Here is a 26,058-nt window from a genome sequence, read left to right on the forward strand (position 1 = left end):
GATTTGTGACCAATCGTTCGTTTCTGGTTGACCGCGCTGCCGCCGCGTGCAACTCTTTTAAGACCAGATGGTCACAAATCTGGGACTCCGGGCTGGCGAGCCCTGGCGGCGAGGAACGGATGAAAGCGAGGGCTTTCAGCTATTTTCGTGCACACACGATCGGCGAGGCGCTCGAAGCTCATGCGGGCGCCGGCGACGATGCACGCTTCATTGCCGGTGGCCAGAGTCTGGTTCCGGCGCTGGCGTTGCGTCTTCAGGCGCCGCGTATTCTGATCGATATCAATCACATTGCAGAGCTGCGCGGCGTCACGCGGGACGGCGAGTGGTTGCGGATCGGCGCCTTGACCCGGCACTGCGAGATGCTGACCGATCCGCTGATCGCCGAGTTTGCGCCGCTGTTGCGCGCCGCAGCGCCGTTTGTTGCGCACCCTGCCATCCGCAATCGCGGGACCTTTGGCGGCAGTGTCGCGCTGGCCGACCCGGCTTCCGAATTTCCGGCGATGGTGCTGGCGCTCGACGCCGAGATCGAGATTGCCGGTGCGTCCGGCCGGCGCCGCGTCAAAGCCGATGACTTCTTCACCGACCTTTTTGAGACGGCGATCGCGTCAGGCGAGCTCCTCGTCGCAGTTCATGTTCCTCTCTTCAAAGCCGGCCAGCGCATTGTGTTCGATGAGCTGGCCCGCCGGCGCGGCGACTATGCATTGGTCGGTTGCGGCCTGCTCGCGACCTGTCAGAGCGATCTGATCGAGCGCATCCGCATTGCGTTCTTCTCGGTCGGCAATGTCCCGACCCGTGCTAGACATGCGGAGGAAGCGCTGACGGGCGGCCGGATCGATGCCGGACGGATTGCGGCTGCCCAGGCTGCGCTTGATGACGATCTCGCGCCTGCTGACAGCGACGATGTTCCGGCGGCGATGCGCCTGCATCTCGCACGCGTTCTGCTCGGCCGGCTGCTGGGACGGATCGGAGATGCCGCATGAGCGCGCTGGTCGACATCGAGGCCGACGAGCAGGTCCGCATTCGCCTCATCGTCAACGGCCGCAAGGTGGCTTGTGACGTCGCGCCTCGCGACACGCTGGTGGATTGTCTTCGCCAGCAGCTCGAATTGACCGGCACGCATGCCGGTTGCGAAATGGGCGCCTGCGGCGCCTGTCTGGTTCAGCTCGACGGCGCAGCTGTGCATGGCTGCCTGATGTTTGCCGTGCAGGCCGATGGCGCGCGGATCGATACGATCGAGGGGCTCTCGGAGAGCGGCGTGATCGCCGACCTGCAGGCCGAGTTTCATCGGCGCAATGCGCTGCAATGCGGGTTCTGCACGCCGGGCATGCTGATCACCGCTCATGAGCTGCTGACCCGTGCTGCACGGCCGAGTCGCGAGACCATCCGCGACGCGCTTTCGGGGAATTTTTGCCGCTGCACCGGATATGAAGCGATCGTCGACGCCATCGCCGCGGTGGCTGCGGCGCGGTCGGCAACGGCATCGCAGGACGCGGAGGGCTCGTCGCGATGAGCGCGCCGCTGACCTCGCTGGACCGTCCGAATTCCTATATCGGCCGCTCCGTGCCGCGACCGAATGCGAAGCGGCTGCTCGCCGGACGCGGGCGCTACGTGACCGACATTCGCCTGCCTCGCATGCTGTACGCAGCCTTCCTGCGCAGCCCGTATGCTCATGCACGGATCATCCGCATCGAGGTCGATGCAGCGCGGGCGCTTTCGGGCGTGCATCTGGTCGCGACCGGCGCCGATCTGGCGAAGATCTGCACGCCGTGGACCGGGACGCTTGATCATTTCAAGGGCATGACGTCCGAGCCGCAGCTGCCGCTGCCGGTGGATCGCGTCGTCTGGGCCGGGCAGGCCGTGATTGCCGTCGTCGCCGAGAGCAGGGCGATTGCGGAGGATGCGCTGGAGCTGATCTCGGTCGACTACGAGGAGCTGCCGGCGGTGGTCGATCTCGACGCCGCGCGCCGGCCGGGGATGCCGCTGGTCAATCCGGTTGCGGCGTCCAACATCTGTTTCCGCACGCAGCTCGACAGCGGCAGCGTCGATGAGGCCTTCGCGTCGGCCGCGCATGTGATCGAGGAAGAATTCAGCTTCGGCCGTCATACCCCGGTCACGCTGGAGCCGCGGGCCATCGTCGCGGATTATGATCCCGAGAGCGGCGCGCTGACGGTGCACCACGCCACGCAGACGCCCTACCAGTTCCAGGATCTGTACGCTCGCCACTACGGCATCCCGGAAGCCAGCGTGCGCGTGATCGCGCCCGATATCGGCGGCTCGTTCGGCATGAAGCTGCACGTCTACCACGAGGACATGGCGGTTGTCGGGTTGTCGATCCTGCTCGGGCGCCCGGTCAAATACGTCGCCGATCGCATCGAGTCCTTCGTGTCGGATATTCATGCCCGCGATCACCATGTCCGCGCGCGCATGGCCGTCGACGCCGACGGCCAGATCCTTGCCATGGACGTCCACGATGCCACGGCGATCGGCGCGTTCTCGACCTATCCGCGCACCAGCGTCGTCGAAGGCAATCAGGTCATCCGCCTGATCGGTGCGCCGTATGACTTCAAGTCCTATCGTGCCGCGCTCGAGGTCGTGTTCCAGAACAAGGTGCAGACCAGCCAGTACCGCGCGGTCGGACATCCCATCGCCTGCGCGGTTACCGAGCGCATGGTGGATCTCGCCGCAAGCCGCGTCGGGATCGACCCGTTTTCCATGCGCGCCAGGAATGTGATCGCCGACAATGCCTATCCGACGGCCTCGCCGAGCGGCTACAGGTTCGAGGCGCTGTCGCACGAGGTCTGCCTGCGGCGGCTGCGCGAGATCATGGACTACGACGCGCTGCGCGCCGAGCAGACCGAGCTGCATCGGCGCGGCATCTATCGCGGCATCGGCATTGCGACCTTCGTCGAGATCACCAACCCGAGCCCTGCGTTCTACGGCGTCGGCGGCGCGCGCATCTCCTCGCAGGATGGCGCGACCGTCAGCCTGACGCCGTCGGGCGAGGTGCGCTGCGCGATCTCCGTGACCGAGCAGGGACAGGGCACCGAGGCGATCATCAGCCAGATCGTCGCCGACCAGCTCGGCCTCGCCCAGGAGCACGTCAAGATCATCACCGGCGATACCGAGGTCACGCCGCATGGTGGTGCGACCTGGGCCTGCCGCGGCGCGGGCATCGGTGGCGAGACGGCACTGCAGGCCGCGCGAAAGCTCAAGGCGAACATTCTGGAGATTGCCGCGCTGGTGCTGCAGGAGCAGCCCGCCGCGCTCGACGTCGTCGACGGCCAGATCGTCAGTGTCGCGACGGGGCAGACGCGTCTGCCGGTCGCCGAGATCGCGCGCATCGCCTATTTCCGGTCCGACACCTTGCCACCGGGCACTCAGGCGCAACTGACGGTCAGCCATCATTTCGCGCCGCAGGGCTATCCCTTTGCTTTCACCAACGGCATTCAGGGCAGCTACCTTGAAGTCGATGTCGAAACCGGCTTCATCAGGCTGCTGAAGCACTATGTCGTCGAGGATTGCGGCCGGATCATCAACCCGATGCTGGTCGACGAGCAGTTGCGCGGTGGTGTCGTGCAGGGTCTTGGCGCTGCGCTGTTCGAGGAGTGCCGTTACGGTGAGACCGGCCAGTTGCTCAACGGGTCGATGGCCGACTATCTGGTGCCGATGGCGTTGGAGATGCCAGACATTACCATCGATCACGTCGAGACGCCGACGGCGGACACCATTCTCGGCGCAAAGGGCTGCGGCGAGGCCGGCACCGCGGCCGCGTCGGCCTGTGTGCTGAATGCGGTCAATGATGCGCTGATGCCCTTCGGCGCCTCCATCAACACCATTCCCATCACGCCTGCGCGCGTGCTCAAGGCGCTCAACCGGTTCTAAGAAATACGAATGAGGGAGGAGATCATGCCAAACTACGAGACGAGGCCGCGACGCACAGGAATATCCCGCCGTACGGCGCTGATGGGGATGTCGGCAGGTGTCGCCACGCTCGCGATGCCGCGCCTGGGACGCGCCGCCGATGACACCATCCGCATCGGCTTTCCGACGCCGCTGACCGGCCCGTTCGCGGCCGAGGCCCGCGACCAAGTCAAATGCGCCGAGCTTGCGGTCAAGCTGGTCAACGACAAGGGCGGGATCGCCGGCCGCAAGGTCGAGCTCCTGGTGCGTGACGACAAGCTCAATGCGGGCGAAGCGGCGACGCGGACGCTCGAGCTGATCGAGAAGGACAAGGTCCACGCCATCGTCGGGGCGCTCTCCAGCGCTGTCCAGCTCGCCGTCAACGAGGTGACGCGGGCGCGCGGCGTGATCTACGTCTCGATCAGCCAGTCCGACACCATCAACGAAGCCAAGGATTTCAGCAAATACACCTTCCACGAGGCCCTGAACCCGCACATGACCACAGCGGCCGTGGCCCGCCAGACCATCAAGAAGGGCATGAAGGTCGCCCATCTCGTGGCCGACTATGCCTATGGCCATGAGATGCTGCGCGGCTTCAAGCGGGCGCAGACCGCGATCGGTGCCGAGAGCGTCGGCGAGATCCTGCATCCGTTCGGTGCGGCCGACTATTCGACCTTCATGCCGCGGCTGATGTCGCTGCGGCCGGACGTGCTGTGCATCAGCAATTTCGGCCGCGACCAGGCCAACGCGATCAAGCAGGCGGTCGATTTCGGCATCAAGCAGCAGATGAAGATCGTGGTGCCGGTGATCCTGCACAACCAGCGCCTCGCCGTCGGTCCCGACGTGTTCGAGGGCGTCGTCGGCGGCGCCAACTATTATTGGGGTCTCGAGACACAGAACAAGACCGCGGCCGAGTTCAACAAGGCGTTCCGGGCCGCCAATGGCGGTGCGATCCCGACCGACTACGGCGCCTATGGCTACTCCGGCGTCGGCTCGCTGTTGCAGGCGATGCAGGCAGCCGGCGGCACCGAGACCGATAAGGTCGTCGCGGCGCTGGAGGGACTGCAATACGATCTGACCAAGGGCCCGCAGCATTACCGCAAATGCGACCACCAGTCGGTGCAGTCGGTGCTGGTGCTGGAATCCAAGAAGAAGTCGGCGATGGCGAACGAGAACGACCTGTTCGCGATCGTGGCCAGCGATCCAGGGGCGGACGAGATGCTGCGAAGCTGCAGCGAACTCGGCCACCCGACCTGATCCTGATCGCATGGACCTCTCGCTGATCATCATGCAGCTGTTTTCCGGCATCGCCCTTGGGGCGGTGCTGGTGATCACTGCGCTCGGCCTCACCATCGTGTTCGGCATGCTCGGCGTGGTCAATTTCGCCCATGGGGCGCTGTTCATGATCGGGGCCTATGCCGGTCTGTATCTGGCGTCGCTGACCGGCAGCTTCTGGTGGGGCTTGTTGCTCGCGCCAATTCTGGTCGGCGCGTTCGGCATGCTGATCGAATTCGTCCTGGTCCGACGTCTGTATGGCCGCTCGATCGATGATCCATTGCTGCTCACCTTCGGCCTCAGCTACATCCTGGTCGAGGGCGTGCGCATCGTGTTCGGCAGCGACGGCATTCCGTTTCCAACGCCGTCCCAATTGATCGGCGTCGTCGATCTCGGCGTCGGCTTCTTTCCCAAATATCGTCTGTTCGTGATCGCGCTGGTCGCCGTCGTGCTGTTGGCGCTCTGGCTGATCCTGGAGAAGACCCGGGTCGGCCTGATCGTCCGTGCCGGCGCCCGTGATCCCCTGATCATGCGGGTGCTCGGGGTCGACATCAGCAAGGTGTGGTTCGCGATCTTCGGCCTCGGCGTCGGGCTTGCCGCGCTCGGCGGGGTGCTGGCGGGACCCATGCGCAGCGTCAATCCCGAGATGGGAACGCTGGTGCTGGCGGAAGCCTTTGTCGTCACCGTGATCGGCGGCCTCGGCTCGATCGTGGGTGCCGTGGTCGCGGGGCTGATGGTGGGGATCTGCATCAGCATGGTCGCGCTGTTCGCGCCCGAGATGGCGACGATCGTGATGTTCGCGCTCATGGCCGCGGTCCTGCTGATCCGGCCGCAGGGCCTGTTCGGCCTCAGGGGGAGAGCGTGATGACGGTGCAGTCGACCGGCGAGGCACCGCCGCTCCATCAGGCGCAGCGCCTCTTCGCTTTCCTCGCGGATCACCGCGTGCTGGTATCGCTGGTCGCGCTGGCGCTGCTGCCCTGGCTGCTGCCGTCGAAGGCGCTCGCCGTGAACGTCCTGATCTATGGCGTCGTGGTGATGGGCTACAATCTCCTGTTCGGCTACACCGGTCTGCTGTCGTTCGGTCACGCCGCATTCTTCGGCACCGGCGCGTATCTGACCGGCATCGCTATCGATCGCTGGGGCCTGCCGTGGTTTGCCGCGGTGCCGGTGGCGATCGCGGCGAGCACGGCGCTTGCCGCATTGATCGGAACCATCTCGACGCGAACCCGCGGCATCTATTTCTCCATGGTCACGCTCGCGCTGGCGCAACTTGTCTACTACGTGGCATTGCAGGCCTCCTCCTTCACGGGCGGCGAGAACGGACTGCGCGGCTTCACGGTCGACCACATCGGTCTGTTCGGTGCGCAGATCAACTTCCTCGATCCCGTGAACAAATATTACGTGCTGATGGTGCTCGCGGCGATCGCGATCTGGGTTCAGTCGCGCATCCTCAACTCGCCATTCGGCGCGGTCATCGAGGCGATCAGGGAGAATGAGCAGCGCGCGCGGGCCTGCGGCTACGACGTCGAGCGCTGCAAGCTGATCGTGTTCATGCTGTCGGGCGCGATCTCCGCCGTCGGCGGCTGCATGTCTGCGCTGCATCTGTCGATCGTGCCGCTCGACATCCTGCACTACCAGACCTCCGGCATGATCGTGATGATGGTGCTGCTCGGTGGCGCCCGCAGCTTTTTCGGGCCGTTCGTCGGCGCCGCGGTCTTCCTGATCCTGGAGGACGTCGTGTCATTGTGGACGCCGCACTGGCAGATCGTGGTCGGCGCCATCTTTGTCGTGTTCGTGCTGTTCCTGCCCAAGGGCATCTGGGGCACGTTCCTGGACGCGCTGCCGATCGAGAGGGAGCGGCGATGAGCACCGAGCTGTTGCGCGCGGACGGGATCGGCCGTCGCTTCGGCGGCTTCGTCGCGCTCGAAGGCATCTCCGTCGCGTTCGCGGCCGGCGAGCTGACCTCGATCATCGGCCCGAACGGGGCCGGCAAGAGCACCTTCTTCAACATTCTCTCGGGCTCGCTGTCGCCGAGCAGCGGCACCTTGCGCTTCAAGGGCCGCGAGCTGAACGGCCTGCCACAGCATCGCTTCGTACATCAGGGCATCTCGCGGTCGTACCAGATCACCAACATCTTTCCCGACCTGTCGGTCCACGAGAATGTCCGGGTCGCCGCCCAGGCGATGCGGGTGAGCTACGATATCTGGCGCAAGCGCGCGGATCTTGCCGAGCTCGGCGAACGCGCTGATGCGGCGCTCTCTGCCGTCGGCCTGATCGGCAGGCGCGGCGAGCTCGCGAAGTATCTGGCCCACGGCCAGCAGCGCGCGCTGGAGATCGCGATCGCGCTGGTCTCCGAGCCGGAGCTGCTGCTGCTGGACGAGCCGACCGCGGGCATGGGGCCGGAAGAGACCAAGGAGATGGTCGCGCTGCTGGAGCGGCTGGCGGAGAAGCGCACGGTGCTGCTGGTCGAGCACAAGATGAAGATGGTGCTGGGCCTGAGCCAGCGAGTGCTGGTGCTGCATCACGGCCGGCTGCTTGCCGATGGCAAGCCTGAGGACATCCGATCCAACCCCGACGTGCGCCGGGTCTATCTGGGACAGAGTGAAGGCTATGGCTGAGACCGCGTTGCTCGAGCTCGACGGCGTTCAGGCCTGGTATGGCGCCAGCCACGTCCTGCACGGCATCTCGCTGCGCGTGAACGAGGGCGAGGTGGTCGCGCTGGTCGGCCGCAACGGCGCCGGCAAGACCACGACATTGCGCACCGTCATGGGGCTGATGCCCCGGGCCGCGGGGCGCGTGCGCTTCGCGGGGCAGGATCTGGAGCCGTTGCCAGCGCATCGCCGCTTCCATCTCGGCCTGGCCTATGTGCCGGAGGAGCGCCGCATCGTGCCGGGGCTTTCGGTGCGCGAGAACCTGCGGCTCGGGCTCGTCGCGGCCAAGGCCGACATCGAGGAGCGCGCGGCGTTCGCCGAGATCGCGGAGACCTTTCCGCGATTGAACGAGCGGCTGGACCAGGAAGGCGTCACGCTGTCGGGCGGCGAGCAGCAGATGCTGGCGATCGCCCGCGCCTTGATCGCGCAGCCGCGGATGGTGCTGCTCGACGAGCCCTCCGAAGGCATCATGCCGGTGCTGGTCGAGGAGATGGGCGTGCTGTTCCGGCGGCTGCGCGACCAGGGCAAGACGCTGCTGTTGGTGGAGCAGAACGTCGAATGGGCGCTGCGGCTCGCCGATCGCGCCGTCATCATCGACCAGGGCGAGGTCGTGCACGAGAGCAGCGCCGCGGCGCTGCTGGCCGACAAGGATATCCAGGACCGCTATTGCGCGGTGTGATGTTTCGGACTGCGCCGGCATCATGACGCGCCATCTCCATCCGGCGCCGGCAGCTGCGGCAGCCGGGCGAGGCTGACGCCGGCGGCCTGGTGACGGAACATGCGTTCGAGCAGCTCGGCGGCTTGTCTCGCCGCATCCGCCGGCGCGAGCCCGCTTTGGCGGACATTGGAGATGCAGTTGCGCTCGGAATCGACGCGGCCGCGGCGTGGCATCCAGGTCAGATAGAGGCCGAGCGAGTCGGCGGCGCTTAGACCCGGGCGCTCGCCGATCAGGATGATCGAGGCTGACGCGTCGAACAGCTCGCCAACATGATCGGCGAGCGCGACGCGGCCCTGCGAAGCAACGATCACCGGCGACAGCCGCCGGCCGGCTGCAGCCAGGCGCGGCATCAGCGCATCGAGCACGGGCAGGGCGTTGACCTGCACCGCGCGGCTGCTCAGGCCATCGGCGACCACCAGCACGATGTCGGCCGGCGCGCGCGGCTCCGACAGCAGCGCTTCCGACGCGGGCGAGAGCAGGCGGCCTGCGTCGGGGCGCTGCAGATAGGTCGCGCGATCGGCGGCGCGGCTGTGCACGGCAAGCGCCGGCCAGCCATGCGCGGTGACCTCGGCCGCAAAGCGCTCGGCATCGAATGGCTTCAGCACGGCATCGCGAGCTTCGGCGTGGGCAGCCTGGAAGGCGAGATGTGCCGACGTCGGCAGGCCAGGACCGCAGCGTCCCAACGCGATCCGTGCCTCGGTGTAGCGTGACAGCCAGCGCCAATCGTCCGATGACGAAGTTGCCGGCGAGTTGCTCTCGTCGGAGCCGCTCATCACTTGGCCTCCAGCAGCGGCAGCGCCGGCATCAGCCGCGCCGGCTCGAAGCGCAGCTCGCCTTTGGCATCGCTGAGGCCGGTGGCCGCGAGCCAGGCCTCGAACTCCGGCGCCGCGCGCTTGCCGAGCACCTTGCGCACATAGAGCGCGTCATGGAACGAGGTGCTCTGATAGTTCAGCATGATGTCGTCGGCGCCGGGCACGCCCATGATGTAGGTGCAGCCGGCGACGCCCAGCAGCGTCAGCAGTGCATCCATGTCGTCCTGGTCGGCTTCGGCGTGGTTGGTGTAGCAGACGTCGCAGCCCATCGGCAGTCCGAGCAGCTTGCCGCAGAAATGGTCCTCAAGCCCAGCGCGCATGATCTGCTTCCCGTCGTAGAGATATTCCGGACCGATGAAGCCGACCACGGTGTTCACGAGCAGCGGCCGATAGCGCCGCGCGACCGCGTAGCAGCGAGCTTCCAAGGTCTGCTGGTCGACGCCGCAATGGCCGCCGGAGGAGAGCTCGCTGCCCTGTCCGGTCTCGAAATACATCACGTTGCCACCGACGGGACAGCGCTGCAGGCCTTCGGCCGCGGCGAGCGCCTCGTCGAGCAGCGACAGCGTGATGCCGAAGCCGCGATTGGCCTCCTCGCTGCCGGCCAGCGACTGGAACACGAGATCGACCGGCGCGCGGCGCTCGATCGCCTTCAGCGCGGTCGTAACATGGGCCAGCACGCAGGACTGGATCGGTGCATGCGAGGCAAGCCGCAAGGTCTCGATCAAGTCGAGCAGCCGTACCATCGTGTCGACGTCGTCGCTTGCCGGGTTGATGCCGATCGTTGCATCGCCGACCCCGTACATTAGCCCGTCGAGGATCGAGGCCGCGACGCCCTTGAGATCGTCGAGCGGGTGGTTGGGCTGCAGCCGCGTCGACATCCGGCCCGGCAGGCCGATGGTGCAGCGGAAGCGCGTCACGACCTCGCATTTCGCCGCGACCGTCACCAGGTCCTGCAGCCGCATGATCTTGCAGACCGCAGCAACCATCTCCGGCGTCAGCCCCGGCGATACGCCGCTGAGCGCATCTGCGTCGGCCGCATCCGACAGCAGCCATTCGCGGAAAGCGCCGACCGTCAGGCTCGCGACGGGAGCGAACGCCTTGCCATCATGCTGGTCGACGATCAGCCGCGTGACCTCGTCGCTCTCGTAGGGAATGACGGCTTCGTTGAGGAAATGGCGCAGCGGCAGCTCGGCGAGCGCCATCCGTGCCGCGACGCGTTCGGCGGCATCCTGCGCGGCGAGGCCTGCCAGGACGTCGCCCGAGCGCAACGGCGTTGCCTTCGCAAGCAAGGTTCTGAGGTCGTCGAACCGATAGCGCGTGCCGCCCAGCGTGTGTGAAAAACCCATTGGTGCTCTCCTCAGCGGCTGCCGCGATCAGTCTCGGCGGCCCGGTTGATCACAGCGGATCGTCGGGACGGGAGAGCGGAAGAGGACGTCATATCGAGGACCTTTCTCAGCACCGCGCAGAGCGACATCATGCACGATATGTGTCCGCATCCGATGACCATTTTGCCGCGCGTCGCCGTCGATTTCGTGCGGGTTGCGTCGGCGGCGGCGTCGGCTAAGGTCGCGCGCCAAGCGACAACGCAACCCGAGAGGAACCTGACATGACGCGGATCCGCTGCATCACCGAGATGGGCATGGGCGTCGACGTCCATGGCCGCGACGCCACCAAGGCCGCCAGGCGCGCGGTGTCGGACGCGATCCGCCATTCCAGCCTCGGCTTCTTCCGCATGGTCGGCAAGACGCCGCAGGACATGCTCGTCGACGTCACCATCGGCGTTCCCAATCCTGAGGCTGTCGACACCGCCGCGGTCGCCAAGGAACTGCCCTATGGCACGGTGACCGTGACCGCCGTCAAAGGCGGGCTGGAGATTCCGGCCGAGGCCGGCAGCGACGCCATCATCATCGCCAACGCCGCGGTGCTGGTTCATCTCGACGACGGCAAGTGATGCTCTCGCGCATGTATCATGCGCGGGGCGCATCTGATGTGAATGTCAAACAGCATGTCGTCGCGGTCCCGCGGCGCGCGCCCGGGTGATGATCGAACGGTGTCCCTCTTTGAAGAGAGGGCGCAGGGAAGACCGGGTATCCGCTGATACCCGCGGCCCCCGTGCGTGAAGAAGTGCACGGGGCAGGAACCACAGGCTCAGCCGGACGATCCCGGCCTTCCCTGCGCAACGGTTTTCCGGCTTATACGTGCTCTCCCCGGGGACCGGGCTTTGTTGCCCCCGTCGCCGGCCGATCATCATCTCGGCCGGCTTGACCTCAGCATCGGGAGGCCAGGACCACACGATTTCGCCGGCGCAACCTGCCGTTCGTCCGCACGGCAAGGCCATGCTGCGGCAGAACTGCGCCCATCGCATCACCGCCTCCACGTTCGTGACGATCGCGAAGCGCCCCTCTTGGTGAGGCGGGACAGGCGCAGTGTTTCATAGATTCCGAAAAAGCGAAAGGGAAATCTGGCCTGCGTTTGACTGACACCGGCGAACGCATTGAGAGCGTTGCCGGAAAAAATCTCCGGCGTGAGTCCGCGAGAGGCTGATCCGATGTCGCGGCTGCGACTCGCCGCGCGAATCCACGCCCTTTGAGTCGCCCGACGGGCAAGTTCCGTTGCTCGGGAGATCGTTCCGGGCATGGCGACACGACAGTTGCGTCCGTCCTTCGAACGCCATTGAACGGCCCGTGCGCGCAGGGTCAGCTCGAAATGAGTTCGCCGGATCGCGCCGGTCCAACTCGTCAGGGCAGGCGGATCTCGGTTTTGCCATCGGGCCCGATGAGCGTCAGAACACTGGACGCGCCCTCGCCATTGGCGAGATATTGATAGCTGTCGAGGGCATTTGCGTGGGGAATGCCGAGGAGTCCGGCAAGCTCCGACAATCGGTCTTCGGCGAACATGAATGGCTTGGCGGCGGACGACGCAACGACGCCTGCAGCAGCCAGCCGAAGTTCGGCGACGACCGTTCTGATGCAGGCTCGCGATCGGCGTGCCGGATGCAAGAATGCGTGATCCCCGCGGGAGAGCTTTTGCACCCACGAGGGTTGGACGCAATTCGGCTCGAATCGTCACGGAATTGGCGGGGTATGAGCAGATTCTGGAAATGCGCCGGCGTGACGGCATTGCTGTGCGTCGGCTTCATGTTCGTCAACAACACCAGCTTGCTGGTGTCGAAGACTGCTGGACAGGCGATTGTTCTGGCTCATCGCGGTGTGTCACAGCAGTTCGATCGCACCGGCCTGACGAGCGAAACCTGCACCGCGGCGCGGATGCTGCCGCCGACGCATGAGTATCTCGAGAACACCATCGCCTCGATGCGCGCCAGCTTTCTGGCCGGCGCCGATATCGTGGAATTCGACGTGCACCCAACCACCGATGGCCAGTTCGCGGTGTTCCATGACTGGACGCTCGACTGTCGCACCGATGGCAAGGGCGTCATGCGCGCGCATGCGATGACGGCGTTGCGGCAGCTCGACATCGGTTATGGCTACACTGCCGATGGCGGCCGCACCTTTCCATTCCGCGGCAAGGGCGTCGGCCTGATGCCGTCGCTGGACGAGGTGCTTGCGGCCTTTCCGGACAAGTCTTTCCTGATCAACGTCAAGAGCAATGATCCGGCGGAAGGCCGGCTGCTTGCCGCGGCACTTGCACCGATCGACGCTGCGCAACGCGGGCGGCTGATGGTGTATGGTGGCGATGCGCCGATCGCGGCGCTCAGGGCGGCGCAGCCGGAGCTGAAGGTGATGTCGCGCGGCATGCTGAAGAGCTGCCTGCTGCGATATATCGGATATGGCTGGACGGGGCTGGTGCCGTCCGCATGCCGGAACATGATGGTGCTGGTCCCGGTCAATGTCGCGCCGTGGCTCTGGGGCTGGCCAGACCGTTTCCTCGAGCGCATGGCACAAGGAGGAAGCAGCGTCTTCGTGGTCGGTGCCTATCATGGCGAGACATTCTCCACCGGACTGGATTCGCCGGACGACATCGCCCGGTTGCCCAAGAACTTCGCTGGGGGCGTGATGACGGACGAGATCGAAACGGTGGCGCCGCTCCTGAAGCGCGCTCCGCAAGGAGATCAATCGAGCCGGCCGTAACCGCGCAGCATGGGAAGGAGACCCGGGCGCGTCTGTGACGCGTCCGGGTCCGTTGTCGTCAGTGCAGGGTGGCGCCTCGCAGCGTCTCCTCCTGCGCCGCGATCCAGGCGATCACGGCCTCGGAGAAGCCGTCGACCCGCGTCCAGGGTCCGTAACCGACCCCGTGCTGGTACGACGCCACGTTGACCATGGTCCCGCGCGCCTTGGGCGACGGCACCGCATCGTGGCTCTGCTCGTCGGTGAAGACGATCAGGCGGTCTCCCTTGCGGTCGATCTCGCCGACCGCACGGCCGAGATAGGTCCCGGAATGCGGCTGCGACCCGAGGATCGCATCGCGCAGCGCAAAGCCACGGCGCGGCGGCACCTTCACGACCTTGTCGCTGAACGTGAAGATTTCCACCTCGTCGCAGACCTCGCGGGCGAGGATCGCGAGCCCGCACGCAGCCTCCGCGCGCGTCATCTCTGACTGCGCGGACAGCTTCGCGAACATCGATCCCGAGACGTCGATCAGGAGCCGCGTGCGACCTGGAAGCCGCGCGTAGCCCTTGATCGCGCCCAGCATCGCCTGCTCGAGCTCGGGCTCGAAGTCCGGCGCATGCCGCGCCGCCGTGATGAACCGATACGGCAGGATCCTGTCCGTCCGCATCGTCTCGATCGCGGCCGCGATGGTTGCCCGCGGCACCCCGACCTCTCGCATCAGGCGCAGGTTGCGCAACAGCGCCAGCGCTCCGAGCCGCTTCTCGGCGAGCAGCCGCTCGAAGCTCGCGCGCTTGTCCGCACCCTTCGACAGCGCGACCTCCCAGGTGTCGGGCGACGGCAGCTCGCTTGCGGCGAGCTGCTTCCACACCGCCTCCTGGGCGGCATCCCTGGGCTTGGCGTGCACCAGGAACAGGACGTCGCGGAGCCGCACCGGTCCTTCGCGGTCATACTTCGCGAGCTGATAGGCGTCGAACTTCGTGAACGCCTTCGCCAGCCCCTTCTTGACCTGCGCCGACACCGGCTGCCGCCTGCGCTGCTGCTGCGGACCGAGCGAGTCCGCCCAGTAGATCGCGAGCAGCTCGGTCATCTCGTCCGGCCGCTGGATGATGCGCGCCAGCGTCTCGGCCACCAGCGCACGGTGCTCCGGCAGCCGCGCCATCTCGCGGGCGACGAGCAGCGGCGCGTGCCGCAGCTTCATCTCCTCGCGCGCGCGGATCGCGAGCTGCGCCACGCTGCGCGGCGCGACCTGCGGCACCAGCGCCTTGATGCGCTCGGCGACCGACACGCCGTCCTCGTAGAACTGGTCCTCCCACAGCAGGCAGCTCAGCAGCGTACGCTGCAGCGCCTGCTCGGGCGCGAGCTGCCGGGACGGCGCACCCTCATGGGTGAAGGCGCGCAGGAACTTGTTGAGCCTGACCATGATGGCCTCCTCTCTGGGTTGATGATGGATGAAATGGCCGGGGCACCGGCCGTCACGCGTGATCTCGTGTCGGAGACCATACGCGACAGGGGACCACGCGCCGGGAACGGGCGAATGCCGAGCTCCGCTCCACTGGCGTGGGGCGGATAGTGCTCTGCCGCTGAGCTACCGGCGCATGGAACGCCGGATGGGAGTCGAACCCACGACCTCTCGATTAGCAATCGAAGTATCAGCACTCTTCACCACGGCGCGTGGAAGAAGGTGGCGCAGCAGACCTCTGCGCCGCAACGATCTGGCCGCCTGTTCGAAGACGATCAGTTGAGATGGATCACGAGCCGGGAACAGGCGACGGCTGAGACCCGGTCGCTGATGGACCGGACAGCGCTCTGACCTCTGAGCTACCGGCATGGCGCCGGGCGGGAGTCGAACCCGCGACCTCTGGCGTGGCAGGCGAAGTAACAGTCGTCTTCACCACGGCTCGTGGATGCGTTCGGCGGGGAATAGGCGATGCTGTTGCTGCCCCAATGGGGCGCTCGGTTTCAACGAAGTAACAGACATCTTCACCACCGCCTTGCCCGCCCGGCGGTCGCCGAGTGGCGTTGATGGCATGCTGGGGAACAGGCGGTCTCGGCGATCAATGACGCCAACGCAGGTCATCCGAAAGAAGAACAACCGAAACCCGCGACTCGACGGCCCTCGCATGGCCGCCTCCACGGTACGTGACGCCATAGGCGGGATTCGAACCCGCATCACCAATGGTACGAAGGAGCCGACACCTTCACCACCAGCAGCTCCCGGCCGCGAACGACCGGGAATTCAAATAGCTTGTCTGCGGCGCGCGTTGTCGCCGCATGTTGCGAGCTCCAAGGAAGCTCGCTCTGCCATCGGTGTCCGGCGTTGCCGCCTCGTTCCCTCCGACAGGCCCCGCGCGCTCGGGCACGCGCATCACCTGCGCGAGCCCCGGGATCCGGGTCTCCCGTTCCGGCTGACAGCCGGGACTTCCGTTGGTTTCGCCGTGCAGGCCGCTCGCGTGAGGGCAACAAAAAACCCTCCGGAGCGGCTGGCTCGGGAGGGTCCGTGTGATGCGGACTGTTGATCTTGCCTCAAGCAAGACCGCTCCCCCGAGCATGGCGTGCGCCATCCACCGGCATGACGCCGTTGGACGTGCGGATGAAGTGTTCGTAGCCGAAGGACATCGTCTCGCTCATGTTTGTCGCGGGCACAGTCGCTCGCGAGGCCGCGGGACATACGCCGCTTTGTTGGGGCTGTCAACGGCGTGTCTTCGAACTTTTTTGCCGGCTGCGGCGGCCTTGATCTGCAACAACGCGCCGATGCGATGACGGCGTATTGTCGTCCTTGGCTCGATTGCAGCGGAAAATGCAGGCGTGTTTGCTATGAACCGGCGGACGGTATTGTTAGGAACGGGGAGCGCGATTGCTGCCGCCTCGCTCGGCGCTGCATCCTGGCGCGCGATCACGGGGACGATGCACGACTATGAGACGTATAGCGCCCGACTGCGCGCGCCGCTGTCGCCCGATATCACTTCGGTGATCCGCTACGCGACGCTTGCAGCCAACAGCCACAACACGCAGCCCTGGCGCTTTCGCGTAGCGCAGGATGCGATCGAGATCATGCCCGATCCGTCACGCCGCACGCCGGTGGTCGATCCGGACGACCATCATCTGTTCGTCAGCCTGGGCTGCGCGGCCGCCAATCTCGCGATCGCCGCGGATGCGAGCGGCCGTCCGGGCGAGCTCAGCAGCGACGGCCGGACGGTGCGGTACAGCTTCACGAACGGCACGGCGCATGACGATGCGCGGCTTGCGGCAATCGTCCGCAGACAGTCGACGCGCGCGGAGTATGACGGACGACCGGTGCCGCCAGGCGATCTCGCCGCGCTGCAGGCCGCGTCAACCATGCCAGGCGTCGATCTCGCGATCATCACGGCTCCCGCCGCGATCGCCGCCATCCGCGATCTCGTCGTCGCCGGCAATGATGCGCAGATGCGCGATGCGGCGTTCATGCGCGAACTGAAGAGCTGGCTGCGGTTCAATCCGCGCAGCGCGATCGAGACCGGCGACGGGCTGTTCGCGGCTGCCAGCGGCAACCCGTCATTGCCGACCGCGCTCGGTGGCCTCGCCTTCGATCGGCTCTTCAATGCAGCATCGGAGAACGACAAATACGCGCGGCAGATTCGCTCATCGGCCGGTGTCGCCGTATTCACCGCCGAGCAGGCCGATGCCTCGCATTGGATCAGGGCCGGGCAGGCGTGCCAGCGCTTCGCGCTCGAAGCGACGCGGCTGGGCCTGAAGCTTGCCTTCATCAACCAGCCGGTCGAAGTGGCCGCGTTGCGGCCAGAGCTGGCGCGCGTGGTCGGAACGACACGGCGGCCGGATCTCGTGCTGCGCTTCGGCTACGGGCCGGCGCTGCCCTTCTCGCCGCGGCGGCCCGTAGCCGATGTGCTGAGTTCATGAGTCGTTCCTGTCAATCTTGACGGATTTGCGACTCGGTGCATTGCTTCGCTGCATGTTCGAGAACACCCGATTTGCACGCATGAGCGACGGGCATTATTGCCTGGTGCGCGACCTTGGCCTGGTCAAGGGCGGCAAGGGCATGCGCCATCATGAGGTGGTGGTCGATTTCAGCTATCGCGGCATGAAGGTGTTTGCCAAGCAGGGCGCGTCGTCGCTGATGCGCCGGGTCGCGGCGAAGCTCGCGCAGCATGACGCCACGTCGAAGCTGCCGGCGCTGCTGCGCGTGCGTCTGCGCGAGCCGCAGTAGCGTCAGCGCTTCCGCCGAAGCTTACCTCTCTGCGGCGTCGCGATCGGTCGTTTCGGGTCGTAGGGGCTGTTCGGATTGACGTCGAGCTCGACGTCGGTGACGCAGTATTGCGGCTGGCGGTGGCTGCGCCCCGAATGCCAGCGCCCCTGGCGCAGCTCGACCTCGCTGATGTCAGCGACATCGAAGCACTTCCATTGGCCGCCCGGCGGCAGGCCGCTGCTCGCGCCGCCCGCGAACTGGAACGCGAGCACGCGCTCGCGGCCGGCGGTGTGGCCGAGGATGATCGGGCAGATCGCGCGGGCGAAGCCGCCATACATGCACAGCACCTGCTGGCGTGTGATCATCGCCTGCATGATCAACTGGTAGGTCGGGCTCGGCATGCTGGCTTTCTGCACGATGCAGCAACATAAGACCGTCGGCCGCATGCGGTTCCGCATAGAACCTTGCAGCGGCGGCTCACGGGCTTAGATTGAGGCCTCAGCGACAAAGCGAGCAAGAGCCACGATGTCCGATCTCTCCAGCTTTCCGATCACCACGCGCTGGCCGGCGCAGCATCCCGACCGCATCCAGCTCTATTCACTGCCGACCCCGAACGGCGTGAAGGTCTCGATCATGCTGGAGGAGACGGGCCTGGCCTACGAGCCGCACACGATCGATTTCGGCAAGGACGACCAGAAGACCCCGGAATTCCTCTCGCTCAATCCGAACGGCAAGATTCCCGCGATCATCGATCCCGACGGTCCCGGCGGCCAGCCGCTCGGGCTGTTCGAATCCGGCGCGATCCTGCAGTACCTTGCCGAGAAGACCGGACAATTCCTGCCGAACGATCCGGCGCGGCGCTGGCAGACGATCCAGTGGGTGCATTTCCAGATGGGCGGCATCGGTCCGATGTTCGGGCAGCTCGGCTTCTTCCACAAATTCGCCGGCCGCGAGTACGAGGACAAGCGGCCGTTGCAGCGCTATGTCGCGGAGAGCAGGCGGCTGCTCGGCGTGCTCGAGGCGCGGCTCGATGGCCGGCAGTGGATCATGGACGCCGACTACACCATCGCCGACATCGCGACGCTCGGCTGGGTGCGCAACCTGATCGGCTTCTACGGCGCGCGCGAGCTCACAGCCTTCGATGAGCTCGCGCATGTTCCGGCCTGGCTCGAGCGCGGGCTGGCGCGGCCGGCGGTACAGCGCGGGCTGGAGATCCCGCAGCGGCCGTGATCGTCAGCGAGGCCGATTTCGAACGTTGCATGGCCGAGCTGCTGTCCGCGCCGGCCACGCCGGGCGATGCCGTGCTGCCGTCCGACAGCGTGATGTGGCGCGTGCATCGCGAGGCCGCGCTGTTTCTCGGCGCAGGCCGCGCGCTGTTGTTGCAGCTCGCCCATCCCTGGGTGGCGGCGGGCGTTGCCGAGCAGTCGAAGGTGTTCGCCGATCCGCTCGGCCGTTTCCACCGCACCTTCGGCATCGTCTACACCATGGTGTTCGGCACGCGCGCGCAGGCGGTTGCCGTGGCGCGGCGGTTGTATCGGCGTCACGCCGCGGTCGACGGCGTCATGCCTGAGAAAGTCGGACCCTTCGCCGCTGGCTCGCACTATCGCGCCAACGACGTCGACGCGCTGCGCTGGGTCCATGCCACCCTGGTCGAGACTGCGATGATGTCCTACGGCCTGTTGTGTCCGCCGCTCGGCGATGACGAGCGCGAGCAATATTGGCGTGAGGCGATGCGCTTCGCCGGTCTGTTCGGGATTCCGCATGAGGTGCTGCCGCCGGACTGGGGGGCTTTCAAGGCCTATGCGGCCGACATGATGGAATCGGAGACGCTGACGGTCAGCACGGCCGCGCGCGACATCGCGCAGCGCATCTTCTCGGGCGAGGCGACCTGGATCGCACCGCCGCGCTGGTTCACGGCGCTGACGGCCGAGATGCTGCCGGAGCGGCTGCGGCTCGCCTTCGCGCTGCCCTATGGCGAGCGCGAACGCCGCAGCGCCGCGCGAGCTCGAGTCTGGTTGCCGCGCGCCTATGCGGTGCTGCCGGAGAGATTGCGCACCGTCGGCCCTTATCAGGAGGCGATGGCGCGCATCGAGGGGACGACGTGTCCGCCGTTTACGCGGCTGCTCAACCGCGTCTGGATCGGACAGCCCAGCATGGGCAGCCCGTTCGAGCAGCGTGCAGAACGTGCGCGGAGCGGGACGGTCTGAGGCCGGCGCGCTTGCGGCGCAGACGACGGATCACGGCCGTGGAACGAGCTTGAGCGTGACGCCGCGAACCTCCTGCGGCGTCGGCGCGCGGCTGCCACCGGGTTGGCTGATGCTGAGACGGATCGACAGCCGTCCACTCTTGATCGCCTCCTTCGGCACCGGAAGCGCGTAGGTGCCGGCCTCCGCACCAGTGCGAAGGCCGAATGGCGAGATGGTCCGGAGCGGCATCCCGGACGCCGTCGTCACCGTCACCTCCTGGCCTCGCCCCAGTGCGCCCAGGCTGATCTCGACGACTGGAGCGTCGCTCGCATCCAATGGCCGCGGCAGGACCAGATCGATGGCTCTGAACGGCTCCGCCGCCAAGGACGAGGCCGGCCGCAGCACGGCACATAGCAGCACGGCGCAGGCCCGCAGCGCGGCGCGCCTCCCGTTCATGGGCGCAGCGGTCCGACCGAGAGCGCTTTCAGCGTCGGCGCAGTGCCGACGCCGCCCGAGGGCACGACGCGGATGCTCAGGGGCTGGTTGGGCGCGGCCCGCAGGGCGGAGAAGGCCTCCCGCTTGGTCGGCAGCGGCACCGCGAAGGTCGCATCCATGGTCATGGCCATGCCCGGCATCATCGACCCGAAGAAGGCGATGGTGCCTGCATAATACGGGCTGTCAGCCGTGACCTTGGTGACGTTGGCGGGTGCGTTGACCAGGACGTCGAATTCGCGCACGGTCGAATAGCCGCTCGGGCGGGGCAGCGTGATCTGCGCCATCAGCGGCTGCGGCCGCGCTGCCGCCAGATGCGCTTCGAGCGCATCGCCGGGGATCCTCACCGTGCCCACATTGGCCTTGACCGAGCCCTGCTGCGGCTTGGCCTGCGGCGCCGAGGCGACCGCGGGCGGATTGACGATGTCCTCGCCGAAGCCCGGCGCATAGTCGTAGTCGAAGCGATCGGTCGAGATGTAGTCGCCGGCCTTGCTGGGGCCGACATAGCCGCCCTTGCCGTCGGCATAGAACAGGAAGGGCTCGTCGGAGAACGTCTTCAGGTCGGCGCCCTGCGGCAGGTAGGGAAGCTTGAGCCGCTGCTGCTTGCGCGTCCAGACATCCCAGAGCCGGTCCAATGCTCATCTGAAATGAATCCTGGTTGGAAAGATCTCATGATGCGGTCCCACGATTGCAATCTCAAGTGGCAATTCCGTTTGGCGGCCGTATGATGCCACCTGAGAGGTTGCCGATGAACGCGCTGACGCTGCTGATCATCCGTCATGCCGAGAAGCCTGACGGCGACGCGACAGGTCCGGGCCTGACCCACGAGGGCAAGCCGGATTCGAAGTCGCTGGTCATCTTCGGCTGGGAGCGGGCAGGGGCCTGGACGGCGCTGTTCGGCAGCGGCTTGGGCGGCGCGTCCTATCCGACGCCGCAGGCGATCTACGCCGCCGATCCCGACAGCAGCAAGGACGGCTCCGACCCGAGCCGCCGGCCCTATGAGACGGTACTCGAATTGGCTGCGCGCGTCGGTCTCGCCAAGCCGGATACGTCGTTCGCGAAGGGAGAGGAGGCTGGGCTGGTCGAAGCCTTGCTGGCGCTGTCCGGCACCGCGCTGGTGGCGTGGGAGCACAAGGCAATCATCTCCGATATCCTGCCGCGTCTGCCGGTGAGCAACGCCGGGCAATTGCCGCCCCATTGGTCGGGCAAGCGGTTCGACGTCGTGCTGCGCTTCGATCGCGCCGCCGGCGAGGCAGATTTCAAGTTCACGGAATTGTACCCCTGCCTGATGCTAGGCGATTCCAACAAGCCGCTGCAGAGCGACCCGAAGGACGAGTGAGCCACTGAGCGCCTCGCCGGAGATATCCCCAGGCTAGAAGGGGCGGCGCGATGCTGCCGCCCGGATCATGGTACATCGATCCGTGGGACGCGCGATCGCGTGCGTCAGGTCTCCATGCAATGCCGCTTCCTTTCAAAAAGCCCCAGGCCATCCGCTCCTTCTTCAGCCATGCTGCCTTTCAGAAGGCGGAGCACCTGCAGCTTCGCGGAGGCGTTCTCGATCTCGAGATCAGCGAGGACGGCCGGGAGCTGGCGGCGTCGGTGCAGGGATCGCAATCCTGGCCGTACGAGGTCGAGATCGAGCTGGCCCGGGATAAGCACGGTCGTTTGGATGTCTCCGGGAGATGTACCTGCCCGATGCAGCACAACTGCAAGCACGTCGCGGCGGTGCTGCTGGAAGCGATCGAGCCGTCCCTCGAGGACGACGTGGACCTGAGGACACCGGCAAAGACGGCGAGGAAGGCGAGCCCGCTGGTGCTGCCGCCGGAGATCGCCGCCTGGCTGGACAAGATCGGCACGGTCAGCCGTGGCGACACCTATCCTCCCGAGGTGAGGCAGAGGTTGATCTATGGCGTGCAGCCCCATTCCGAGTCCGGAGGCGCTGCCTATCCGGTCGTCCGGCTGTGGTCGGTCCGGCTGCGCAAGGACGACAGCTTCGCCGACGTGTTCTCGAAAGTCGATCAAGTGCGGGGAGGCGCCGGGCGGGCGCCGGCATTCTACCGCGACAGCGATATCGACATCACAGCGCGGCTCGGACATCAAGTCTTTCTCGACGGAGCGTCGGCCTTCCGGATCGGCTCTGCCGCGCTGCTGAAGCGCATCGTCGAGACCGGGCGGGCGTATTGGCGCGATCATGCCGGGCCGCTGCTGCGCTGGGGCGACAAGCGCGATGGCCGCATCGAATGGCAGCCGGTCGGCCTGAAAGGCATCGGCGCAAGGCTCGTGGTCGACGGCGTGCTTGCTCTGCATGCCGAGCCGCCTGTCTATGCCGAGGAGACACGCGGCATCGTCGGGGAGGTCGATCCGGGGATCGAGCCGCGAACGGCGTACCAATTGCTGAGTGCGCCAACGCTGCCGAAGGCGCTGATCGGCGAGGTCTCCCGACATCTCAGCCAGCGGCTGCCCTCGCTGGATAGCGCCCTTCTGCCGTCGCGGCCGACCGAGGTCGTCGAGATCGAGGCCAAGCCGACGCCCATCCTGCATCTGCGCCGCGGACCCTATCCGGGCTATGGCTTTCGCGGCGTCCACACCAGCGGGCTTCCACTCGGCGTGGTCCGCGCGGGCTTCCGTTACGGTCCGATCGAGATCGAGCCCGACAGCGGTGGCAACGAGGTGGAGGCGTTCCAAGACGGCCGGGTGCATCTCGTCACCCGCGCCAAGGCGGACGAACGAAAGTCGTCCAAACGGCTGAGCGAGCTCGGCCTGGTTCCACTCAGAAAGGTCCAGACCTACAGCTTCGGCGGTCACGCGGACGATCTGACCTTCGAGGACGAAGGCCGCTGGCTGCAATTCGTGCATCTCGAGCTCGATGCGTTGCGCGAGCAGGGGTTCGAGATCCGCATCGATGACGACTTTCCGTACCGGCTGGCGGAGTCCTCCGGTCTCGTCGACATGGAGATCGAGGGCTCCGGAATCGACTGGTTCGAGTTTGGCTTCAAGATCGACATCGATGGCCGGCCGCATGACTTGGCCGAGCTGCTGGCGCGGCTGCTCGCGCAGCCCGGCATTCTCGATGCGCTGTCCGAAGCCGATGCCGAAGCCAAGCACATGTATGTGCCGCTGCCCGACGGACGGCACCTGGCGCTGGCGGCCGGCCGCTTCCTGCCGGTTCTGCTGGCGCTGCAGACGATGCGGCTGAGCGGCGGCGGCTTGGATGCGTCGGGCAAGCTCAAGCTGTCTCGTGCGCAGCTCGTGCCGCTGCTGGCGCACGATCCGGGCGCATTCAAGGGCCCCGATGATCTGCGCCGGCTCGCGGATCTGGTGCGGCAGCATCGGCCGGATGAATTGAAGCTGCCGGCCGGCTTCACCGCCACGTTGCGCCCCTATCAGCGGCAGGGCGTCGCCTGGCTCGATCTCCTGCGGCAGGCCAACCTCGGCGGCGTGCTGGCCGATGACATGGGCCTCGGCAAGACCGTCCAGGTGCTGGCCCTGCTCGCGCTCGAGAAGGCGCGCGGCGCGCTGGCGAGGCCCGTGCTCATCGTCGCGCCGACCAGCCTGATGACGAACTGGTTCAACGAGGCAAGCAAGTTCGTTCCTGACCTGAAGGTCCTGGTGTTCCACGGCGCCGCTCGCAAGGAGCTGATCGCGCAGATTTCGGAGCACGACGTCGTGCTCACCACCTATCCGCTGATCGCGCGCGACCATGAGCTCATCCTGGGACGGGACTGGCACATGGCCATTCTCGACGAGGCGCAGACCATCAAGAATCCCAATGCCGCCACGACGCGCTGGCTCAATGCGATCAAGGCCAGCCACCGCTTCTGCCTGACGGGCACTCCGATGGAGAACCATCTCGGCGAGCTCTGGTCGATCATGAGCTTCGTCAACCCCGGCTATCTCGGCGACAAGACCGCGTTCACGCGCAACTGGCGCACGCCCATCGAGAAAGAAGGCAATGCGATGCGGGCGGCGGCGCTGACCCGCCGCGTCAAGCCGTTCCTGCTGCGGCGGACCAAGGAGGAGGTTGCGTCCGAGCTGCCGGCCAAGGTCGACATCGTGGAGACCGTCGCGATCGACGGCAAGCAGCGCGATCTCTATGATTCGATCCGCGCGGCGATGGCGAAGAAGGTGCGCAAAGCCCTTGACGAACGTGGTCTCGCGCGCAGCCACATCGTCGTGCTCGAAGCGCTGCTGCGGCTGCGCCAGGTCTGCTGCGACCCGCGGCTGGTGAAGCTCGACGACAAGGTCGAGCGCCCCTCGGCCAAGTTGGACCGGCTGATTGAGATGGTCGAGGAACTGCTCAGCGAGGGGCGCAAGATCATCATCTTCTCGCAGTTCACCTCGATGCTCTCCCTGATCGAGGAGCGTTTCGAGGCGGCTGACATCGCCTACGAGCTGCTCACGGGCGACACCCGCGATCGCAAGCGGCCGATCGAGGCGTTTCAGAGGGGAGACAGCCCGGTGTTCCTGATCAGCCTGAAGGCCGGCGGAGTCGGCCTCAACCTGACGGCAGCCGATACCGTCATCATCTACGATCCCTGGTGGAATCCTGCCGTCGAGGCGCAGGCGATCGACCGGGCGCATCGCATCGGCCAGGACAAGAAGGTCTTCGTCTATCGCCTGGTGACGGCCGGGACGATCGAGGAGAAGATCGGTGAGCTCAAGCTGCGCAAGCAGGCGCTGGCTGATTCACTGTTCGATCGCGAGGGCAATATCGGCAAGGCGCTGACGGAGGAGGATATCGCTGCTCTGCTGTCTTGATGTCGGGTGGAGATGCGTGGCGGCCAGCATCCGTCAACTTGAGTGCGGTCAAGCCAGCGCGATACGCTCGCGCGTCTCCTCGACCCAGGCATGGGCGGCGAACCATTCATGGTAGATGCGGCAGTGCGGGCAGTAGGCACGCGAGAAGAACACGGGCATGCGCTGAAAGCGCGCGGCGTCCATTTCCATCCCTGTCTCGATGCTGCGGCCGGTCTGCGGACAACGTACCATGATCTTGCCCATTCGCGGTCTCCTGTTCGTGGGCCAGATACGCCGGGGATGCGAAGAAAATGTAATGCTCAGCCGACAGTTTCGTGGCAAAGGTCGGAGTGAATTCCGACCGCGGAACGAGTGGCGTCCGCCGCATCAAAAGCGGGTGAATCGCACGGCAAAATGCACGGCCGATTGTCGCAACGTGGGACATCCGCCGCGGTCGGACACGATTGTTTGAGGACGCGTGGCATGAGCATCACGATCTACGGAATCAAGAACTGCGACACGATGAAGAAGGCGCGCGCCTGGCTCGACGATCACGGCGTCGCTTACCAATTCCACGACTACAAGACCGCCGGAATCGACAAGGCTAAACTCAAGGCATGGAGCGACGAGCTCGGCTGGGAGGTGCTGCTCAATCGCGCCGGCACGACGTTCAAGAAATTGCCCGACGCGGACAAGGACGGACTCACCGAGAGCAAGGCGATCGCGCTCATGCTGGCGCAGCCTTCGATGATCAAACGCCCGGTGCTCGATCTCGGCGGCCGCCGCGTGGTGGGCTTCAAGCCGGATCTCTATGCAAAGGACGTGAAGGCCGCGAAGTAGTTGGAGACGATCATCGCTGCGCCGTCTCGCGGGCCGCGCCCGCCGCCTTTGCAGTGCGCGCGTGCAGGAAAATGCCGAAGGTATGATTTTCTATGTCAGCGGGAAATCGCAGCTGATTTCAACGCAAGGTGCGTCGGTCGCCTTGCGACGTCGTTGCCCAGCTTTCCGCCTTGCCTAACTCCCTCGATTGACGGCATATT

General features: G+C 66.1%; 24 protein-coding genes and 1 tRNA gene. 17 read left to right on the forward strand and 8 right to left on the reverse strand.

The genetic code is table 11. The annotated features are described in order from the left end of the window. Positions 1-119: 119 nt before the first annotated feature. From QX051_RS20900 to QX051_RS20935, 8 genes are read left to right on the forward strand one after another with little or no spacing between them, the layout of a single operon-like run. Entirely contained in the window at positions 120-980 is an 861-nt protein-coding gene (locus tag QX051_RS20900) for a xanthine dehydrogenase family protein subunit M (protein WP_315777509.1), read from the forward strand. Then, the gene (locus QX051_RS20905) at positions 977-1,510 is read left to right on the forward strand and encodes a (2Fe-2S)-binding protein (protein WP_315777431.1); all 534 of its coding nucleotides are present in this window, start codon (positions 977-979) and stop codon (positions 1,508-1,510) included. The genes QX051_RS20900 and QX051_RS20905 overlap by 4 nt, the downstream gene beginning before the upstream one ends. Next, on the forward strand, positions 1,507-3,882 hold the full coding sequence (locus tag QX051_RS20910) for a xanthine dehydrogenase family protein molybdopterin-binding subunit (protein WP_315777432.1): 2,376 nt from the start codon (positions 1,507-1,509) through the stop codon (positions 3,880-3,882). Before QX051_RS20905 ends, QX051_RS20910 begins: the two co-directional genes overlap by 4 nt. Before the next feature lie 24 nt (positions 3,883-3,906). After that, positions 3,907-5,157: an ABC transporter substrate-binding protein gene (locus QX051_RS20915; protein ID WP_315777433.1), complete on the forward strand. Its 1,251-nt coding sequence runs from the start codon at positions 3,907-3,909 to the stop codon at positions 5,155-5,157. A gap of 10 nt (positions 5,158-5,167) precedes the next feature. Beyond that, positions 5,168-6,040, forward strand: a complete 873-nt coding sequence (locus QX051_RS20920; protein ID WP_315777434.1) for a branched-chain amino acid ABC transporter permease — start codon at positions 5,168-5,170, stop codon at positions 6,038-6,040. Further along, entirely contained in the window at positions 6,040-7,041 is a 1,002-nt protein-coding gene (locus tag QX051_RS20925; RefSeq protein WP_315777435.1) for a branched-chain amino acid ABC transporter permease, read from the forward strand. Before QX051_RS20920 ends, QX051_RS20925 begins: the two co-directional genes overlap by 1 nt. Then, positions 7,038-7,793 (forward strand): ABC transporter ATP-binding protein, encoded by a 756-nt coding sequence (locus tag QX051_RS20930; protein ID WP_315777436.1) that lies wholly within the window; start codon positions 7,038-7,040, stop codon positions 7,791-7,793. The genes QX051_RS20925 and QX051_RS20930 overlap by 4 nt, the downstream gene beginning before the upstream one ends. Continuing rightward, the gene (locus QX051_RS20935) at positions 7,786-8,505 is read left to right on the forward strand and encodes an ABC transporter ATP-binding protein (RefSeq protein WP_315777437.1); all 720 of its coding nucleotides are present in this window, start codon (positions 7,786-7,788) and stop codon (positions 8,503-8,505) included. The genes QX051_RS20930 and QX051_RS20935 overlap by 8 nt, the downstream gene beginning before the upstream one ends. Positions 8,506-8,525: 20 nt before the next feature. On the opposite strand, the gene eutC is transcribed toward QX051_RS20935, so the two are convergent. Both eutC and QX051_RS20945 read right to left on the reverse strand, forming a co-directional pair. Next, positions 8,526-9,317: an ethanolamine ammonia-lyase subunit EutC gene (gene eutC, locus QX051_RS20940; protein WP_315777438.1), complete on the reverse strand. Its 792-nt coding sequence runs from the start codon at positions 9,315-9,317 to the stop codon at positions 8,526-8,528. After that, positions 9,317-10,702 (reverse strand): ethanolamine ammonia-lyase subunit EutB, encoded by a 1,386-nt coding sequence (locus tag QX051_RS20945; protein ID WP_315770998.1) that lies wholly within the window; start codon positions 10,700-10,702, stop codon positions 9,317-9,319. The genes eutC and QX051_RS20945 overlap by 1 nt, the downstream gene beginning before the upstream one ends. Positions 10,703-10,962: 260 nt before the next feature. On the opposite strand from QX051_RS20945, the gene QX051_RS20950 reads away from it, so the two are divergent. Together QX051_RS20950 and QX051_RS20955 are read left to right on the forward strand one after the other, a co-directional pair. After that, on the forward strand, positions 10,963-11,307 hold the full coding sequence (locus tag QX051_RS20950) for a Lin0512 family protein (RefSeq protein WP_315757820.1): 345 nt from the start codon (positions 10,963-10,965) through the stop codon (positions 11,305-11,307). A 1,132-nt stretch (positions 11,308-12,439) separates the two neighbouring features. Further along, positions 12,440-13,444 carry a glycerophosphodiester phosphodiesterase family protein gene (locus tag QX051_RS20955; RefSeq protein WP_315777510.1) on the forward strand — a complete coding sequence of 335 codons (1,005 nt, stop codon included), beginning with the start codon at positions 12,440-12,442 and terminating at the stop codon, positions 13,442-13,444. 58 nt (positions 13,445-13,502) lie between these two features. Here QX051_RS20955 and QX051_RS20960 read toward each other — a convergent pair whose 3' ends face one another. Both QX051_RS20960 and QX051_RS20965 read right to left on the reverse strand, forming a co-directional pair. Further along, complete coding sequence (locus QX051_RS20960) at positions 13,503-14,843, reverse strand: TROVE domain-containing protein (protein WP_315777439.1); 1,341 nt, start codon at positions 14,841-14,843, stop codon at positions 13,503-13,505. A 176-nt stretch (positions 14,844-15,019) separates the two neighbouring features. Beyond that, positions 15,020-15,094: transfer RNA gene (locus QX051_RS20965), tRNA-OTHER, on the reverse strand. A gap of 1,143 nt (positions 15,095-16,237) precedes the next feature. Here QX051_RS20965 and QX051_RS20970 point away from each other — a divergent pair. Beyond that, positions 16,238-17,317: an Acg family FMN-binding oxidoreductase gene (locus tag QX051_RS20970; RefSeq protein WP_315777440.1), complete on the forward strand. Its 1,080-nt coding sequence runs from the start codon at positions 16,238-16,240 to the stop codon at positions 17,315-17,317. Positions 17,318-17,396: 79 nt separating this feature from the next. Further along, positions 17,397-17,624 carry a hypothetical protein gene (locus tag QX051_RS20975; RefSeq protein WP_315739326.1) on the forward strand — a complete coding sequence of 76 codons (228 nt, stop codon included), beginning with the start codon at positions 17,397-17,399 and terminating at the stop codon, positions 17,622-17,624. A 2-nt stretch (positions 17,625-17,626) separates the two neighbouring features. On the opposite strand, the gene QX051_RS20980 is transcribed toward QX051_RS20975, so the two are convergent. Continuing rightward, on the reverse strand, positions 17,627-18,004 hold the full coding sequence (locus tag QX051_RS20980; protein WP_315771009.1) for a hypothetical protein: 378 nt from the start codon (positions 18,002-18,004) through the stop codon (positions 17,627-17,629). A 124-nt stretch (positions 18,005-18,128) separates the two neighbouring features. Between QX051_RS20980 and QX051_RS20985 the strand changes: the two genes are divergently transcribed. Both QX051_RS20985 and QX051_RS20990 read left to right on the forward strand, forming a co-directional pair. Next, positions 18,129-18,833, forward strand: coding sequence for a glutathione S-transferase family protein (locus tag QX051_RS20985; RefSeq protein ID WP_315777441.1), 705 nt, complete (start codon positions 18,129-18,131; stop codon positions 18,831-18,833). Beyond that, the gene (locus QX051_RS20990; protein WP_315777442.1) at positions 18,830-19,810 is read left to right on the forward strand and encodes an oxygenase MpaB family protein; all 981 of its coding nucleotides are present in this window, start codon (positions 18,830-18,832) and stop codon (positions 19,808-19,810) included. Before QX051_RS20985 ends, QX051_RS20990 begins: the two co-directional genes overlap by 4 nt. A gap of 30 nt (positions 19,811-19,840) precedes the next feature. Here QX051_RS20990 and QX051_RS20995 read toward each other — a convergent pair whose 3' ends face one another. Together QX051_RS20995 and QX051_RS21000 are read right to left on the reverse strand one after the other, a co-directional pair. Then, entirely contained in the window at positions 19,841-20,245 is a 405-nt protein-coding gene (locus tag QX051_RS20995; protein ID WP_315777443.1) for a hypothetical protein, read from the reverse strand. Further along, positions 20,242-20,916, reverse strand: a complete 675-nt coding sequence (locus QX051_RS21000) for a hypothetical protein (protein WP_315777444.1) — start codon at positions 20,914-20,916, stop codon at positions 20,242-20,244. Before QX051_RS21000 ends, QX051_RS20995 begins: the two co-directional genes overlap by 4 nt. A gap of 113 nt (positions 20,917-21,029) precedes the next feature. Here QX051_RS21000 and QX051_RS21005 point away from each other — a divergent pair, with 113 nt between their 5' ends. Beyond that, positions 21,030-21,620, forward strand: a complete 591-nt coding sequence (locus QX051_RS21005; RefSeq protein ID WP_315777445.1) for a histidine phosphatase family protein — start codon at positions 21,030-21,032, stop codon at positions 21,618-21,620. A gap of 119 nt (positions 21,621-21,739) precedes the next feature. Next, a complete protein-coding gene (locus QX051_RS21010; protein ID WP_315739333.1) occupies positions 21,740-25,039 on the forward strand; it encodes a DEAD/DEAH box helicase in 3,300 nt (1,099 codons plus the stop codon). A gap of 48 nt (positions 25,040-25,087) precedes the next feature. Here the strand turns inward: QX051_RS21010 and QX051_RS21015 are convergent, their stop codons facing one another. Further along, positions 25,088-25,282 (reverse strand): hypothetical protein, encoded by a 195-nt coding sequence (locus tag QX051_RS21015; RefSeq protein WP_315712501.1) that lies wholly within the window; start codon positions 25,280-25,282, stop codon positions 25,088-25,090. A gap of 219 nt (positions 25,283-25,501) precedes the next feature. Here QX051_RS21015 and QX051_RS21020 point away from each other — a divergent pair, with 219 nt between their 5' ends. Further along, a complete protein-coding gene (locus tag QX051_RS21020; RefSeq protein ID WP_315777446.1) occupies positions 25,502-25,858 on the forward strand; it encodes an ArsC family reductase in 357 nt (118 codons plus the stop codon). The last annotated feature ends 200 nt before the right edge of the window (positions 25,859-26,058 follow it).

The sequence above is a fragment of the Bradyrhizobium sp. SZCCHNR1053 genome (assembly GCF_032381235.1).
Lineage (GTDB): Bacteria > Pseudomonadota > Alphaproteobacteria > Rhizobiales > Xanthobacteraceae > Bradyrhizobium.

Bases quoted from the DNA above. Each gene is read 5' to 3' on its own strand.
- QX051_RS20995 (WP_315777443.1), bottom strand. From the start codon at position 20,245: ATGAACGGGAGGCGCGCCGCGCTGCGGGCCTGCGCCGTGCTGCTATGT.
- QX051_RS20920 (WP_315777434.1), top strand. From the start codon at position 5,168: ATGGACCTCTCGCTGATCATCATGCAGCTGTTTTCCGGCATCGCCCTT.
- QX051_RS20900 (WP_315777509.1), top strand. From the start codon at position 120: ATGAAAGCGAGGGCTTTCAGCTATTTTCGTGCACACACGATCGGCGAG.
- QX051_RS20975 (WP_315739326.1), top strand. From the start codon at position 17,397: ATGAGCGACGGGCATTATTGCCTGGTGCGCGACCTTGGCCTGGTCAAG.
- QX051_RS21020 (WP_315777446.1), top strand. From the start codon at position 25,502: ATGAGCATCACGATCTACGGAATCAAGAACTGCGACACGATGAAGAAG.
- QX051_RS20970 (WP_315777440.1), top strand. From the start codon at position 16,238: ATGAACCGGCGGACGGTATTGTTAGGAACGGGGAGCGCGATTGCTGCC.
- QX051_RS20980 (WP_315771009.1), bottom strand. From the start codon at position 18,004: ATGCCGAGCCCGACCTACCAGTTGATCATGCAGGCGATGATCACACGC.
- QX051_RS20930 (WP_315777436.1), top strand. From the start codon at position 7,038: ATGAGCACCGAGCTGTTGCGCGCGGACGGGATCGGCCGTCGCTTCGGC.
- QX051_RS20955 (WP_315777510.1), top strand. From the start codon at position 12,440: ATGAGCAGATTCTGGAAATGCGCCGGCGTGACGGCATTGCTGTGCGTC.
- QX051_RS20915 (WP_315777433.1), top strand. From the start codon at position 3,907: ATGCCAAACTACGAGACGAGGCCGCGACGCACAGGAATATCCCGCCGT.
- QX051_RS21010 (WP_315739333.1), top strand. From the start codon at position 21,740: ATGCCGCTTCCTTTCAAAAAGCCCCAGGCCATCCGCTCCTTCTTCAGC.
- QX051_RS21015 (WP_315712501.1), bottom strand. From the start codon at position 25,282: ATGGGCAAGATCATGGTACGTTGTCCGCAGACCGGCCGCAGCATCGAG.
- eutC (WP_315777438.1), bottom strand. From the start codon at position 9,317: ATGAGCGGCTCCGACGAGAGCAACTCGCCGGCAACTTCGTCATCGGAC.
- QX051_RS21005 (WP_315777445.1), top strand. From the start codon at position 21,030: ATGAACGCGCTGACGCTGCTGATCATCCGTCATGCCGAGAAGCCTGAC.
- QX051_RS20905 (WP_315777431.1), top strand. From the start codon at position 977: ATGAGCGCGCTGGTCGACATCGAGGCCGACGAGCAGGTCCGCATTCGC.
- QX051_RS20935 (WP_315777437.1), top strand. From the start codon at position 7,786: ATGGCTGAGACCGCGTTGCTCGAGCTCGACGGCGTTCAGGCCTGGTAT.
- QX051_RS20985 (WP_315777441.1), top strand. From the start codon at position 18,129: ATGTCCGATCTCTCCAGCTTTCCGATCACCACGCGCTGGCCGGCGCAG.
- QX051_RS20950 (WP_315757820.1), top strand. From the start codon at position 10,963: ATGACGCGGATCCGCTGCATCACCGAGATGGGCATGGGCGTCGACGTC.
- QX051_RS20925 (WP_315777435.1), top strand. From the start codon at position 6,040: ATGACGGTGCAGTCGACCGGCGAGGCACCGCCGCTCCATCAGGCGCAG.
- QX051_RS20945 (WP_315770998.1), bottom strand. From the start codon at position 10,702: ATGGGTTTTTCACACACGCTGGGCGGCACGCGCTATCGGTTCGACGAC.
- QX051_RS20960 (WP_315777439.1), bottom strand. From the start codon at position 14,843: ATGGTCAGGCTCAACAAGTTCCTGCGCGCCTTCACCCATGAGGGTGCG.
- QX051_RS20910 (WP_315777432.1), top strand. From the start codon at position 1,507: ATGAGCGCGCCGCTGACCTCGCTGGACCGTCCGAATTCCTATATCGGC.